13 protein-coding genes are annotated in these 13,591 nt (G+C 63.2%); 4 read left to right on the forward strand and 9 right to left on the reverse strand.

The window, feature by feature from the left end; genetic code table 11:
• Positions 1-29: 29 nt before the first annotated feature.
• From AC4PTT_RS20295 to AC4PTT_RS20310, 4 genes are read left to right on the forward strand one after another with little or no spacing between them, the layout of a single operon-like run.
• Positions 30-533 (forward strand): TRAP transporter small permease subunit, encoded by a 504-nt coding sequence (locus tag AC4PTT_RS20295; protein WP_113156760.1) that lies wholly within the window; start codon positions 30-32, stop codon positions 531-533.
• Complete coding sequence (locus AC4PTT_RS20300; RefSeq protein WP_113156759.1) at positions 530-1,843, forward strand: TRAP transporter large permease; 1,314 nt, start codon at positions 530-532, stop codon at positions 1,841-1,843. The genes AC4PTT_RS20295 and AC4PTT_RS20300 overlap by 4 nt, the downstream gene beginning before the upstream one ends.
• Positions 1,844-1,857: 14 nt before the next feature.
• Positions 1,858-3,135, forward strand: coding sequence for a hydroxymethylglutaryl-CoA reductase, degradative (locus AC4PTT_RS20305; RefSeq protein ID WP_283801243.1), 1,278 nt, complete (start codon positions 1,858-1,860; stop codon positions 3,133-3,135).
• Positions 3,132-4,031, forward strand: a complete 900-nt coding sequence (locus tag AC4PTT_RS20310; RefSeq protein ID WP_492162870.1) for a hydroxymethylglutaryl-CoA lyase — start codon at positions 3,132-3,134, stop codon at positions 4,029-4,031. The genes AC4PTT_RS20305 and AC4PTT_RS20310 overlap by 4 nt, the downstream gene beginning before the upstream one ends.
• Positions 4,032-4,155: 124 nt before the next feature.
• Here the strand turns inward: AC4PTT_RS20310 and AC4PTT_RS20315 are convergent, their stop codons facing one another.
• The 9 genes from AC4PTT_RS20315 to AC4PTT_RS20355 form a co-directional block, all read right to left on the reverse strand.
• The gene (locus AC4PTT_RS20315; RefSeq protein ID WP_492162871.1) at positions 4,156-5,208 is read right to left on the reverse strand and encodes a dihydrodipicolinate synthase family protein; all 1,053 of its coding nucleotides are present in this window, start codon (positions 5,206-5,208) and stop codon (positions 4,156-4,158) included.
• 16 nt (positions 5,209-5,224) lie between these two features.
• A complete protein-coding gene (locus tag AC4PTT_RS20320; RefSeq protein ID WP_113156745.1) occupies positions 5,225-5,947 on the reverse strand; it encodes a TetR/AcrR family transcriptional regulator in 723 nt (240 codons plus the stop codon).
• Positions 5,934-6,962 carry an NAD-dependent epimerase/dehydratase family protein gene (locus tag AC4PTT_RS20325; RefSeq protein ID WP_113157131.1) on the reverse strand — a complete coding sequence of 343 codons (1,029 nt, stop codon included), beginning with the start codon at positions 6,960-6,962 and terminating at the stop codon, positions 5,934-5,936. Before AC4PTT_RS20325 ends, AC4PTT_RS20320 begins: the two co-directional genes overlap by 14 nt.
• Before the next feature lie 4 nt (positions 6,963-6,966).
• The gene (locus AC4PTT_RS20330) at positions 6,967-8,445 is read right to left on the reverse strand and encodes an enolase-like domain-containing protein (RefSeq protein WP_492162872.1); all 1,479 of its coding nucleotides are present in this window, start codon (positions 8,443-8,445) and stop codon (positions 6,967-6,969) included.
• On the reverse strand, positions 8,442-9,281 hold the full coding sequence (locus AC4PTT_RS20335) for a sugar phosphate isomerase/epimerase family protein (protein ID WP_492162873.1): 840 nt from the start codon (positions 9,279-9,281) through the stop codon (positions 8,442-8,444). Before AC4PTT_RS20335 ends, AC4PTT_RS20330 begins: the two co-directional genes overlap by 4 nt.
• Positions 9,282-9,285: 4 nt before the next feature.
• Positions 9,286-9,798 carry a tripartite tricarboxylate transporter TctB family protein gene (locus tag AC4PTT_RS20340; protein WP_317090167.1) on the reverse strand — a complete coding sequence of 171 codons (513 nt, stop codon included), beginning with the start codon at positions 9,796-9,798 and terminating at the stop codon, positions 9,286-9,288.
• Positions 9,795-10,832: a Gfo/Idh/MocA family protein gene (locus AC4PTT_RS20345; RefSeq protein WP_492162874.1), complete on the reverse strand. Its 1,038-nt coding sequence runs from the start codon at positions 10,830-10,832 to the stop codon at positions 9,795-9,797. The genes AC4PTT_RS20340 and AC4PTT_RS20345 overlap by 4 nt, the downstream gene beginning before the upstream one ends.
• On the reverse strand, positions 10,829-12,346 hold the full coding sequence (locus tag AC4PTT_RS20350; RefSeq protein ID WP_224924832.1) for a tripartite tricarboxylate transporter permease: 1,518 nt from the start codon (positions 12,344-12,346) through the stop codon (positions 10,829-10,831). The genes AC4PTT_RS20345 and AC4PTT_RS20350 overlap by 4 nt, the downstream gene beginning before the upstream one ends.
• Before the next feature lie 125 nt (positions 12,347-12,471).
• Positions 12,472-13,494, reverse strand: a complete 1,023-nt coding sequence (locus tag AC4PTT_RS20355; protein WP_492162875.1) for a Bug family tripartite tricarboxylate transporter substrate binding protein — start codon at positions 13,492-13,494, stop codon at positions 12,472-12,474.
• Positions 13,495-13,591 lie beyond the last annotated feature (97 nt).

A 13,591-nucleotide genomic window follows, 5' to 3' on the forward strand; every position in this document is an offset into this window, starting at 1 on the left:
TATCGACCCTCAGGCTCAATGTCATTTCCATGCAGGCAGTCTACGCCTTCGTCACCGGTGTGAACCGGGTTCTCTTCGTTATCGCTGCGGTGATCATCTTCGCCGTCGTGCCGATGCTCCTCTATGAGGTGATCGCGCGCTACGCCTTCAATGCGCCCACCGTCTGGGCCATGGAAGCGAGCACGCTCGTCTTCGGCCCACACTTCATGCTGGCCGGCCCCTATCTGCTGCATCTGCGCGGACATGTGGCGGTCGACATCGTGAGCGAGAAGGCCCCTGCTCCCGTTCAGCGCGTGCTCAATGTATTCGCCTTTCTCGTGATCGCGGTGTTCGCGGCCGTCTTCGCCGCCGTGAGCTGGCCTCTGGCCGTCAATGCATGGTCGCTCGGAGAGACGAGCTTCTCTGCCTGGAACCCACCCATCTGGTGGCTGAAATTCGTAGTGCCTTTCGCCTTTGTCATGCTGTGCGCACAGGCGCTGGTCGAGGCGGTTTTCGCCCTGCGCAATGATGCACGCACGGAGGCGCGCCCATGAGCTCCGAACTCGTTCTGGTGATCATGTTCGCAAGTCTGGTCGGACTGCTTCTGACCGGTCTTCCGCTCGCCTTCACGCTGGGCTCGCTCGCCCTCGTCTTCACGATCACCCTGTGGGGGCCGGCGGCCCTTTCCGTCACCGTTCTCAATCTCTTTGACACGATGCAGTCGGAATCGCTGCTCGCCATTCCGCTCTATGTGATGATGGCCAGCGTTTTGCAGCGTTCGGGCGTGATCGAGAGCCTCTACAAGGCGATGGAACTGTGGTCGCGCCGCCTGCCCGGCGGGCTGGCCGTGGGCACCATCGCCATCTGCACGATCATCGCCGCCATGACCGGCATTGTTGGCGCAGCCGTTGCCGCCATGGGCATGCTTGCCCTGCCCTCGATGCTCAAGCGCAACTACCAGCCGGAACTCGCCATTGGCACGATCTGCGCCGGCGGCACGCTGGGCATCCTGATCCCGCCATCGGTCATCACCATCGTCTACGCGGTCACCGCGCAGGCCTCGATCGGGCAGATGTTCATCGCCGGCGTGATACCGGGCCTTCTGCTCGCCTCGCTCTATATCGGCTACATCGTGCTGCGTGCAGCGCTCAACCCGTCGATTGCGCCACGTCCGGAAGAGAATGAAGACATCACCTGGGCCATGCGCATTGCCGCGCTGAAGTCGCTTGTCCTGCCGATGCTCATCATCGTTGGCGTTCTGGGCACCATCTATATGGGCATCGCCACGCCGACCGAAGCAGCCGCCGTGGGTGTTGCTTTGGCCTTCGTTTCAGCGTTGATCGAACGCCGTTTCGGCTGGGAGCTTCTGCGCGGGGTTGGCATGGACGTGGTCAAGGTCACGACCATGATCCTCTGGATCACCATCGGTGCGCGCGCCTTCGTCGCGATCTTCACCGGAACGGGCGGCGCGGATTTCCTGCTCGGCTTCATTCAGGACATGGACGCCAATCGCTGGGTCGTGCTGGCCGTCATGCTGGCGATCCTGTTCTTCCTCGGCATGTTCCTTGATGAGATCGGCATCATTCTCCTTTGCGTGCCCGTCTTCCTGCCGGTCATCGACTTTCTGGATTTCGACAGGCTCTGGTTCGGCATCCTGTTCCTCGTGTCGGCACAGATGGCCTACATCTCGCCGCCCTTCGGCTACACGCTCTTCTATATGAAAGGCGTTCTGCCGGCCGGTATCGGCATGGGAACGGTCTATCGGGCCATCATTCCCTTCATGCTTCTTCAGGCGTTCGGCATCCTGATCTGCGCGCTGTTCCCGGAGCTGGTGCTCTGGCTCCCCAAAACCATGATTCAGTAACAACAGGACACATGATGAGCGACGTCCAATCGTCCCGTATTGAAGGCCTTCACAAGATGACCCCGGCAGAGCGCCTCCAGGCCGTTGCCCGGCAGGCGCAGCTTGGCAACGAGGCCATTTCAAGCCTCACTGCAGCAGCCGAAGGTCAGATCGAACTCGCCGACCGTATGGTCGAGAACGCGATCACCACCATGGCCATTCCAGTGGGCATCGCCACCAACATGATTGTCGACGGGCGCGAAATGCTGGTGCCGATGGCGACGGAAGAATCCTCCGTCGTCGCCGCCGTCTGCAACGCAGCCAAGCGCTGCCGCTCCACCGGCGGTTTCTTCACCTCCGGCAGCGGCCCCGTCATGGCGGCGCAGATCCAGCTTCTGGGCGCAAGCGACCCCGAAAATGTGCGCCTGAAGGTTTACGAGAAAATCGAAGAAATCCGGGCCATTTGCGACGAAACCGACCCGCTTTTGGTGAAATTCGGTGGCGGTTTCCGCGATATCGATGTGCGGGTCATTGCGAGTGATGAAGGGCCGATGACCATCGTGCACATCATCGTCGACACGCGCGACGCAATGGGCGCCAATGCGGTCAACAGCATGGCCGAGGCGCTGGCCCCGCGGCTCGCCGAATGGACCGGCGCGCGCACCTTGCTGCGCATTCTCACCAATCTGGCAGACCGGCGCGTGGTGCGCGCCCGCGCCGTATGGAAGCTCGAAGAGATCGGCGGCGAACAGGTGCGCGACGACATGCTGTCGGCCTACCGCTTCGCCGATGCAGACCCCTACCGCGCCGCGACCCACAACAAGGGCATCATGAACGGCGTCAGCGCTGTCGTGCTGGCAACCGGCAATGACACCCGCGCCATCGAGGCCGGCGCGCACGCCTTCGCCGCGCGTGATGGACGCTATCGCTCCATGTCGCGCTGGGAAAAGGATGCGGACGGCAATCTGGTCGGCATTCTGGAAATGCCGATGGCCGTGGGCCTGATCGGCGGCGCGACCAAGATCCACCCGACCGCCCAGGCCAATCTGAAGCTGCTCGGCGTCGAAACGGCCGATGCACTGGCCCGCATCGTGGTTTCCATCGGTCTTGCGCAGAACTTCGCCGCCATGCGCGCGCTTGCCACGACCGGTATCCAGAAGGGACACATGGCGCTGCACGCGCAGAATGTCGCCCTGATGGTCGGCGCGGTCGGTGACGAAATCGATCTGGTCGCGAGCGAACTCAAGACCCTCGGCAAGGTGCGGCAGGATCTGGCCGAAGAGATTTTGAAGCGCATCCGGGGCGACAAGTGAGCACGCCCGTCTCAATCGTCGAGGTGGCGCCCCGTGACGGGTTGCAGGCGCGCAGGGAGCACATCGAAACCGCCCACCGCATCGCGCTGATCGAGCGGCTGCGCCGCGCCGGCATTCAGCGGATGGAGGTGGGTGCGTTCGTCTCGCCACAGCGCGTGCCGCGCATGGCAGACACGGCGGAAGTGATGAAAGCCGTCGGCGCATCGGAACGCGCCGGCGACATGGTGCTGGTCGCAAATGAGCGGGGGCTGGAACAGGCGCTTGCAGAAGGCGCGCGCGCCATCGCCGTTTTCACGGCGGCAAGCAATGCTTTTGCGGAAAAGAACATCGGCTCCACGGTCAGCGCCTCTCTCCAACGTTTCGCGCCCATCGTCGCGCGGGCGCGTGACGCGGGCGTGTTCGTGCGCGGCTACATCTCCACCATCACCGACTGCCCCTATGCCGGCCCGATTGAACCCGGGGCCGTCGCCCCGGTGGCCAAGGCCCTGCGCGAGATGGGCTGCCAGGAGATCGCCCTTGGCGAAACGCTTGGAAAGGCGACACCGGCGCGCATTGCCGCCGTGCTGGAAGCGGTCGCGAAAAACGTTCCAATGGATGAAATCGCGGCCCATTTCCACGACACCTACGGCATGGGCGTCGCCAATGTCTGGGAAGCGGTGAGGCTCGGCGTTCGCACCGTAGATGCGGCAGCGGGCGGCCTCGGCGGCTGCCCTTTTGCCCCCGGCGCAGCCGGCAATGTGGCGACGGAAGATGTCGTTTATCTTCTGAACGGCCAGGGCATGGAGACCGGCATCGCGCTCGGTCCGCTTCTCGACGCCGTTTCCTTCTGCGCGGACACGATGGGCATCGCCCCGACCAGTCGCGTCTACAAGGCGCTCCGCGCGCCCGAGTGCTGATGATGGAAAGCCAGCCGTGCTAAAGCTGGCTGGCTGCCCGATAAAGGCGCAATCTTTCTCGAAGTTGAGGGGTTGTGCCCCCTCAACCATCTCCCTGAGACCGGTCAGCCGAATACCTACCGCGTCAGGCCGTCAGCCAGCGCTCCAGATTGGCGGCAACGAAGGCGTCGTCGTTGAGTTCGGGATAATCCCGGCAGATGCGCTCGAGCTCTTCCATCTGGCCGGGCCCCATGGTCTCGTCCGGATTGAGGCACCAGGTTCCTTCAAGCAGGCCCTGCCGACGCAGGACTTCGTGCAGGCAGGCGATGCAGCCGGCAAAATCGTTTGCCACGTCAAACAGAACGCCATTGGCGTCGGTGGTGCGGGCGTCGAACTCCAGCCACTCTCTGGCGCTCCTGCTGTCGGGGCGCTCATGGATATCTTCGAGCAACGCCACGGCCTTGCGCGTCCAGACCGACCAGTGCCCCAGAAGCCCGCCCTTGATCCGCACGCTGACCGGCGCACCATCGCGCATGAAGGTGAACTTCGTCATCAGATCGGAGACGATGTGATCGTCATTGCCGGTGTAGAGCGTGATGCGGTCTTCCGCGCGGGCGTCGATCACCGCGCGCACCACGTCGAGCGTGCGGTAGCGGTTGAACGGCGCCATCTTGATCGCCACCACATTCTCGATCTCGGCGAAACGTCGCCAAAATGCATAGGGCAGAGGCTGCCCGCCAACGGCAGTCTGCAGGTAGAAGCCCACCAACGGGATGACACCGGCAACGGCGCGGCAATGAGCGATCAGCTCGTCCACGTTCGCATCGCGCATCGCCGCCAGACCGAGCAGCACGGCGTGATACCCCTTGGAACGTGCAAGCTCGGCCTCGCGCACGGCCTGCTCGGTCTTGCCGACCGCGCCGGCCACCATGAAGGGCGTGCTCGCATGGGCGTTCGCCTCTTCGGCCGCCAGCGAAAGAACCGGCTCCAGAAGGCCATGATCGCGGATCTCGAACTGCGTGGTGTGAACGGCCACGGCAAGCCCGATGGAGCCCGCATCGAGGTAGTAACGCGACAACGCGCGCTGACGGCGTTCATCGAGCCGGCGGTCGGCATCAAGCGCCAGCGGATGCGCCGGGATCACGCCTCCCTTGCGCAGTGCGGCAAGCGGCGTTGCGGGAAGATCGCTGATTTTCATGTTGAAACTTTCGTTGTCAGGCCTTCGGCATGGAAGGCAGGTCCTGTCCGTCGGCCTCCGGGCGCAGATAACCCAGAATGACCTCGATCACGTGCTCGCGGCGCTGCGCGAGCACTTCGGACGTCTTCGGCAGGCCGAAGATCGCCGACAGTGTCGACCGGTTGGCAATGAAGAAGTAGCAGATGCTTGCGATGGAGATGTAGAGCTGCACGGGATCGACGCCGGAGCGGAACTTGCCCTCGCCCTGCCCGCGCTCCAGGATCGTCTCGATCATCGCCACGAGCGGGCTGTTGAGGTCCCGCGCCTTGACCGAATGAGCCACATGCACGCCACCGTGCATGTTCTCATCATTGATGAGCGATATGAACTCCGGGTGCGCGCTCACATAGTCGAAAGAGAAACCGATAAGCTCCCGCATGGCAGCCACCGGCTCGCGGTGGGCCAGGTCGAGCTGACGCTCGGCGCTGCGGATGGCCTCGTAATTCCTCTCCAGAACCGTGCTGAACAGGGCCTCCTTGTTACCGAAATAGTGGTAAATCAGGGCCTTGTTACAGCGCGCACGCTTGGCGATCGCGTCGATGCGCGTTCCCTTCAGTCCTTTCTTCGCAAACTCCTTCGAGGCAGCGTTGAGAATGCGGGCGCGCGTCGCCGCTGCGTCGCGCGTCGCCTTCTGGCCCGTTCCGGACCCGTTTTTCTTCGCTGCCCCGGCGCCGGCCGTGGGCCGGTCAGTATTTTCCATCGCGCACCTCGAAATGGGTCGGCTTGCCAAGCGAGCGGCCGCCCTCTTTCATCCAATCTGCCGTCCACTCTATCAGCCGCGGCAGCGGGACGGAGGGATAGCCGAAGAGTTTCTGCTGCAGGCTCGTGTCAACGATCCATGCCCGCTCCTGCTCGGAACCTTCCAGAACCGGCTCCTTGCCGAAGAACTCGCCAAACTTCTGCGCGAGGCTGCGCACATTGACCAGTTCCGGACCCGAAAGGTTGAGCACAAAGGGCGGATTATCCGCGTATGCCAGCGACTGCAACGCAATGTCGTTTGCATCGCCCTGCCAGATCACATTGCAATGGCCGCTGTCGATCTGCACGGGCTCGCCCTGCTGCACCGCATTGGCGACATCGTGCAGAACGCCATAACGCATGTCGATTGCGTAGGAGAGACGGATCAGCGCCACGCGCGTGCCATGCACGCTGGCAAAATGCTCAAACATGCGCTCGCGGCCCACGCAGGAATTGGCGTATTCGCCCGGCGGGTCGAGCACCACATCTTCACGCGCGCCCTGCTCGGTGATCTTGACGAACGGATAAACGCAGGCCGTCGAGAAGGCGACGATGCGCGAGTCCTTGAACGCCTCGGCGACAATCGCAGGAACCTGAACATTCATGGCCCAGGTCAGGCCCTGATTGCCGCTGGAACCGAATTTGCGGCCAGCCATGAAAAGCACATTCTCCGTCTTTTCGAGGCTTTCCACCGCTTCGCGGTCGAGAAGATCGCATGAAACGGTCTCGATGCCCCAGCCTTCCAGCTTTTCTTTCAGCCCCGGCTCGGAGAAACGGGCGACGCCGATGACGCGCTTGTGGGGCGCGGCGCGCTTGGCCATGCGCGCAAGCGTCGGCCCCATCTTGCCGCCAACGCCAAGAATGGTGATGTCGCCATCCAGCTCGGCGAGAACGGAAACAAGGCGGTCGCTCGGCTGCGACAGCATGTCTTCGAGCTGGGCTTCATCCAGAACGGTGTCAGGCAGGGATCGGGTCATGGTCTCAGTCTCCTGTGCCGGCATGTCCGGCATCGCTTTTGTTGAGGCTATCGAAAGTCCAGTCGGCAGCGCGTGTGCGCTGACCGAGGTCGGGCAGGCAGGCGAACCCCATGCCGGGGACCTGCAATGAGGCAATGTCGAGCGCGCCGCCATTGATGGCGGTGACGATGGAAGAACCCTCGCGCCGATAAAGATCGGGATGGGCGGCCAGAGCGGCCTCCGCCTCACGGGCGGGCAAATGCTCAAGGCCATGGAAATAGTGGTGGCCGTTGCGCTCCACATGCGTGATGCCAAGCGCCGCCACGACCGCGAGATCGGCCTGAAGCGACACCACCGGCAGACAGGTGAGATCTTCCGCCGACTGGAAGTAGACGCCCAGCCCCGCTTCGCGATTGCGCGTTTCGGCAATCATCGCGTTCAGCAGGGAGCGGATGACGCCCTTGCAGTTCTTGTGGCTTACACCGTGATAGCCAAGCGCAATCGCCTCATGATAGGCGCTCGTCCAGCCATCGGCCTCGTCGATCAGAAGTGGCTTTCCGATTGTCTTGAGAGCCCTGGGATCGAGCGGCGCGGAAAGCGCGACCGAGCGTTCCAGCGGCTGCTCGATGAAAAGGATCGCATCATAGAAGCGATCAAGCGCCGGATTGCCGCGAATGGCGTCCATCAACGCGGCGAACTCCTCAAGCCGGCTGTATTGCTCATTGCCGTCGAGCGTCAGGGCAAATGCCCTGCCGGTCCGATCCATCAGCCCTGCGATGCGCTCCAGTCGCGCCATGTCCGATGCCGGATCACCGGAAATCTTGATCTTGAGATAGCTGAGATCGTCCTGCTCGATATAGTCCGCGAGCGTTTCGGGCAGGCCATCGTCAAGCCGGTCAGCCGACGCGATGTCGTCCGCCTCAATCGGATCGACCAGACCGACCGTATGGCGCAGTCCGATGCGCTCCAGTGGCTTTTCGGGAAGGATCGAGGCCGGCGACATGCCCGCAAGCTCGGGAAAGACCGCGCCGCCATCAATGCCGAGCGCATTGCCGCGCACCATGCCGAAGAAGCTCTGCCCGGTTGCCCTGCCCAGCGCATCGATGATGGCGCGCTCCACCATTGAGACGCCAAAGGAAGCGCCAAGCCTGTTGAAACCGGCTGCGACAGCGCGACGGTCGACTTCTTCATCAAGCTGCCGCCAGAGCGTGAACAGGGAACCCTCCGGCAGGTTTTTGGCGACGGCGAGCGCTTCCTCGACCACCCAGAGGAGGTCTGCAACATTGTCGGCTGGCGTCTTTTCCGGCCGCTTGTCGAACCATTTGTAGGCGAGAAGGTCGGAGGCATAGCCCAGAACCGGCTTCCCATCGACGAAAACCTCAAGCTCCAGCGTCGCGCTGGCAGCGGCTTCCATGGTCACCACGCCGAAGCGGAACGGCATGCGCGCAAAGGCATTGGCAATGCCGATGCGGCCACCGATGACCTTGAGTTTGGTCGTGCTCATGAACACTCCTTCCGCATTTCCAAAAGTCCCCGGACATAGCCTGCGGCGAAGGCCGCAACACCCGGCCCATCGGGGTGGTAGTCGAACGGTTCCACGGCGATGACGCCGTCATAATCATGCCGGACGAGGCAATCGACGATTGGTGCAAACCGGTCGGCGCCAAGGCCCGGCCCGCGCTTGGAGCGGTCGTTGAAATGGATGTGGCGCACATGGCCGCCGGGCAGAAAGCGGTCCAGAACCGCTTCTGCGGGTTCGGCTTCGCCGCCCACCGCAGCATAGGTGTCGAGCATGGTCGCAAAGCCGGGCGAGCCAATGGCTTCGACAAGCTTCACCGCTTCGGCAACCGTGTTCACGAAATCGTCCATTGAGGGTGCAAGCGGTTCGATGCAGTAAAGAACACCGGCATGCGCCGCCGCATCCGCTGCTGCAGCGAGATGTGCCATGGCGATGTCGCGCGCATGCTCGGGCGAAGCCGCGTCGCGCAACTGGCGCTGTCCGGGCGAACCGTGAACAAGAACGCTGCCGCCCAGATCGGCGCAAACCTCGACCATCGCCAGCATGTGATCGCGGGTGCGGGCGGCCACAGCGGCATCGTCGCTCGTAATGGAGAGCCCTTCCGGGGCGGTGAGAAGCCAGTGCAGGCCGGTGATTTCAAGGCCATGGTCGGCAGCCACCTGTCGCAAACGGCGACGCTCGGCAGCGGGAACGGAGGCAGGCTCGTCCGACAGGGTGAAGGGCGCCACCTCCAGCCCGTCATAACGGAGCGCGCTTGCCAGTCTGCACTGTTCTTCGAAAGAAAGGTCGCGCAGCACTTCATTGCACAGCGAGAGTTTCATCGCGTCACCCCGGCAACCGAACGAGGAAGAGATCGGTGAACACGAAGTCGATGGCGAATGCCGCAACTCCGGCCAGCACCAGACCACCGATCACGAGCTTCCAGACGGGCAGGCTTCGTTCGGTGTCGATCAGTTCCGCCCCCACCGTGAAGACGAAGATGAAAAGCGCCGTGGCCAAGATGAACGGCATGTGGCCGAACAGAAGCGTTCCATAAAGAAGCACCATCACGATGGTGAAGATCGTGCGGGCCGCGCTGGCGCGGGTCCATTCCGTGATGCTCGGCCGCGCACCTTCAGCCAACACCCGGCCCGACATGCCGCGCAGCAGAAGCACGACGCCGAGAACGCAGAGAACCGCGCTCAGAAGCCCCGGCGTGAGACCCGGCACGGTGAAAGGATCTGCGCCCCGCGCCTCAAAGCGCGGCATGCGCAGCGAGCCGACCAGCCCGGCAGCGCCCATCACCGCCACCACGATGCCGGAGATGAAATCGGTCCTGTTGATGGTGCGCATGCTCATGCTCCCTTCTCCAGTGCGATCTGCGGCAGCGGTTCCCGCACAAGCGCGCGGTCGATGGCGTCAAGAAGAGCGGCCATTTCCAGAGCGCCCTCATCGGCGGCGCACAGGGTCGGCCCGCCGCTTTCGATGGCGGATGCGAACAGATCGAAGCTCTTTGCCAGAAGAGATGACGGCGTAACCCCGATCACCTGTTCGCTGGTCATTGCGCCCGGTAAAACCTTCCAGCCCCCGGCCGACGGTGTGTAGGAGACCTGCGCCTGCGTGAGCGTATTGCGGTTGAAATCGATGACGATGTTGCCGGCATCGCCGATCAGTCGCAGCCGCTTTGTGGTCACCGCGCCCGGCATGAACCCGTCTTCCACCTCGCCACAGGCAAGGACGCCAAGCCGCAGATTGCCGGATATGCCTTCCTCGAAAGCAAGATCGATGCGGATGTCATCGTCCTTTTCCGCGCCGAGCAGGCTTACCCCACGGGCCTCGACCGAGCGCACGGGAACGCCTGCCAGATGGCGCATGAGATCGAGGAAATGCACGCCGTCATTTTCGATGATGGTGGAATCGTCGCGCATGCGCTTCCATCCCGAGAAATCGCCTTCGACCGCAAGCAGGCGACCGATGGCCCTCGACGCGATGAGCGCCTTCGCCTTTTCGACGAGCGGATGACAGCGCAGAACGAAGCCGATCTGTACGGCGCAGCCTGAGGCATCAACCGCAGCCATCAGCTGCCGCGCCTCATCCAGCGACGTGACTGCCGGCTTCTCGATGAAAACGTGTTTGCCACGCGCGAGAGCCGCCAGAGCCACGGGCAGGTGCAAACGCGGCGGCGTGACGATGTCGACGAGATCGACCTGATCCAGATAGACGGACGGATCCTCCGCAACATACCCGAGGCCGAGGGCGCGCGCCCTTTCGCGGGCAGACGGATCGGGATCGCTGATGAACAGACGCGGGGCCGTCATGCTTTTCCGCCAGGCGGCGGCATGCTGCGCGCCGAACGCGCCAAAGCCGCACAGGAGAACGTTTCGCACCGTCATTGTGCACCTCCCCGGGCAAACCGCGCCCGGAAGGCAGCGACGCGGCGACGCACGGGCGGCAGGCTGAAAATGATGATGAGAAAGACCAGCGAAGCGATCACTGCACTTATCGGGCGCGTTACGAACGGCAGCGGATCGCCCTGGGTCAAAGCGAGGCTGCGGCGCAGATTGTTGTCGAGGATCGGCCCAAGCACGACACCGAGGATCATCGGCGCGACCGGGAAACCGGCCTCGCGCATCATGAAGCCGATCAGGCCGAAACCGATCATGACCCAGACATCGAAGATGCGGCCGGCAATGGCGAATGCGCCGACGGTGCACAGCACGAAGATGATGCCCATCAGCCATTCACGCCGCACGCGCAGGATGAGTAGCAGCGGCCGCGTGAGAAGCAGGCCGAGGACCAGCATGGCGCAGCTTGCCCAGAAAACCATGGCGACAACCGAATAGAAGAAGTCGGCCTGCGTGATCATGATCAGCGGTCCGGGGCGCAGGCCATGGATGATCATGGCGGCGAGCAGAACAGCAGCCGGCGCGGAACCGGGAATGGCAAGGGTCAGAACCGGGATCAGCGCACCGGGCACGGCGGCGTTGTTACCCGTCTCGGCGGCGAGCAGACCCTCGGTCGAGCCCTGCCCGTATTCTTCCTTGCGCTTGGAAGCGCGCTTTGCGGCAGCGTAGGAAACCCACGCGCCCATATCCTCGCCGACACCGGGAACAACGCCCATGAACGTGCCGATGAAGCCGGACCGCAGCCAGGTGCGCGCATGGCCGAAGGAGGAAAGCGCAGAGCGGAAGACGCCCGTCACCTTGCCGGCGACGGCGCGCGTCGCTTCCTGCCGCATGACGATGAAGACTTCCGTGCAGCCAAACGCGCCGACGAGTACCGGGAGAAGGCCGAAGCCGCCTTCAAGGTCACGAATGCCATAGGAGAAGCGGGCATAGGCATGGATGCTCTCCTGCCCGACCATGGCGACGAGCAGGCCGAAGAAACCGGCGATCCAGCCTTTCAGTGCATCGTCCATGGCGGTGAGCTGGCCGCAAAGGACAATGCCGAAGACGGCAAGCCAGAAAAACTCGAAGGAGGTGAAATCAAGCGCGAATTCCGCAAGCCATGGGGCAACCAGCGCCAGTCCGACCATTCCCACGACCGACCCCAGAAAGGAGCCTGTGGTCGCAACGGCCATCGCCTCGCCTGCGCGCCCTTTCCGGGCAAGCGGGAAACCTTCCAGAGCGGAAGCCGCATTGGCCGGCGTGCCGGGAATGTTGAGCAGAATGGCCGTGCGTCCGCCGCCATAGATCGCGCCGATGTAAACGCAGATCAGAACCAGGATCGCCGTGTTCTGCTCCATCGCGAAGGTCAGCGTGGTCACAAGGGCAACGCCCAGCGTGGCCGTGAGGCCCGGGATCATGCCAACGGTGATGCCGAGGAGCGTTGCCCAGAAAACAACGATGATCTGCGCGGAAAAACCGATCTCGGCGATCGCGCTCAGGAAATGAGTGAGTCCGTCCATGGCCATGCTTGTCGACAGGAGGGGTCAGCGCGGCCAGGAAGCTGGCAGCGGATACCTTCCGGTTGCGTATAGGCGAAGCGTCAAGGCTCCCCCGCCTCACAGGAGGGGGAGCCGCAATTCCAGCCCTATTCGGGGCGCGGAATGCCGAATTTGCTCGGATCGTTCGACGCAGCGCCGCTGTCGAACTGCTGCCAGGCATTGATCGAGAGGAAGGGCAGCGCGGTCTTCGCGGCTTCCTCGCCATGGGTCGCCTTGAACAGCGCACCGCGCTCGGCGGCGTGCTTCTTCATGACGTCGGAATTGGCGATCTTTTCCGCCCAGACCTTGTCCATGGAGTCGAGCACTTCCTTGGGCGCATCGGCAGGAATGTAGATGCCGAAGAAGTTCGGCGCGCTGGCAACCTCCGGCAGCCAGTCGGTGACCGGCGGAACCGTGCCATAGCCCTGAAGCTCAAGCGGTTGGTCGGCAATGACAGCGAGAGGACGCAGACGCCCGGCGCGGATCATGTCCACCTGCTCGGTCGCCGTCTGCGCGGTAAACTGCGTCTCGCCCGAAACCGTGGAGATTACGGCGGGGTTGCCGCCTTCATAGACGATCTGACGGAACTTGATGCCGGGCGCGGCCTTCTCAAGCGCCTGCATGGAGATCGCCGTGGCCGAGGAAAGCCCGCCGGAAGAAACCGTGATCGGCTCGCTTCCCGACTTCATGGCTTCCAGAAGATCGCCGAAATCCTCCCACTCGCTGTCGGCGCGCACCGACACCAGACCCGGATTGGCCACGTGGAGGTAAAGACGCCACTGATCGAGGTTCGCGTCGAGCGTTCCGAAAACGGGATAGGCCCCGAGATCGGCAGCCGCGCCGGCGGCCATGGTCATGCCGTCATGCGGCGCTTCCCAGACGGCGCGTGTGCCAACGGAGCCCGATGCGCCGGGCTGATTGAGAATGACGAAGTTCTGGCCGAAAGCCTTGCTCAGCTCTCCCGCGACGACGCGGGTGACAGTATCGGTGGAGCCGCCAGCGGACCACGGGACGATGATCGTCACCGGTTCAGTGGGCTTCCACTCCTCGGCGAAAGCCGGAGCGGCAAGCAGCGCTGACGCTCCGAAAGCCGCAGAAATCAAGCGTGCGGCAAGTGTCTTGCTCTTCATTTTTGTTCCCCTAACTAACCAAACGGTTAGATAATTAGCGATGTCTTTTGGCTTTCTGTCAAGCGCTTTTGTCGCAGGCTGCCGAGACGCGCGCGCC

The sequence above is a fragment of the Nitratireductor sp. WH36-1 genome (assembly GCF_058725515.1).

What these genes read in the sequence shown, in the direction of transcription:
- AC4PTT_RS20295 (WP_113156760.1), top strand. Translation starts at nt 30, where the DNA reads ATGCAGGCAGTCTACGCCTTCGTCACCGGTGTGAACCGGGTTCTCTTC.
- AC4PTT_RS20300 (WP_113156759.1), top strand. Translation starts at nt 530, where the DNA reads ATGAGCTCCGAACTCGTTCTGGTGATCATGTTCGCAAGTCTGGTCGGA.
- AC4PTT_RS20305 (WP_283801243.1), top strand. Translation starts at nt 1,858, where the DNA reads ATGAGCGACGTCCAATCGTCCCGTATTGAAGGCCTTCACAAGATGACC.
- AC4PTT_RS20315 (WP_492162871.1), bottom strand. Translation starts at nt 5,208, where the DNA reads ATGAAAATCAGCGATCTTCCCGCAACGCCGCTTGCCGCACTGCGCAAG.
- AC4PTT_RS20320 (WP_113156745.1), bottom strand. Translation starts at nt 5,947, where the DNA reads ATGGAAAATACTGACCGGCCCACGGCCGGCGCCGGGGCAGCGAAGAAA.
- AC4PTT_RS20325 (WP_113157131.1), bottom strand. Translation starts at nt 6,962, where the DNA reads ATGACCCGATCCCTGCCTGACACCGTTCTGGATGAAGCCCAGCTCGAA.
- AC4PTT_RS20330 (WP_492162872.1), bottom strand. Translation starts at nt 8,445, where the DNA reads ATGAGCACGACCAAACTCAAGGTCATCGGTGGCCGCATCGGCATTGCC.
- AC4PTT_RS20335 (WP_492162873.1), bottom strand. Translation starts at nt 9,281, where the DNA reads ATGAAACTCTCGCTGTGCAATGAAGTGCTGCGCGACCTTTCTTTCGAA.
- AC4PTT_RS20340 (WP_317090167.1), bottom strand. Translation starts at nt 9,798, where the DNA reads ATGAGCATGCGCACCATCAACAGGACCGATTTCATCTCCGGCATCGTG.
- AC4PTT_RS20345 (WP_492162874.1), bottom strand. Translation starts at nt 10,832, where the DNA reads ATGACGGTGCGAAACGTTCTCCTGTGCGGCTTTGGCGCGTTCGGCGCG.
- AC4PTT_RS20350 (WP_224924832.1), bottom strand. Translation starts at nt 12,346, where the DNA reads ATGGACGGACTCACTCATTTCCTGAGCGCGATCGCCGAGATCGGTTTT.
- AC4PTT_RS20355 (WP_492162875.1), bottom strand. Translation starts at nt 13,494, where the DNA reads ATGAAGAGCAAGACACTTGCCGCACGCTTGATTTCTGCGGCTTTCGGA.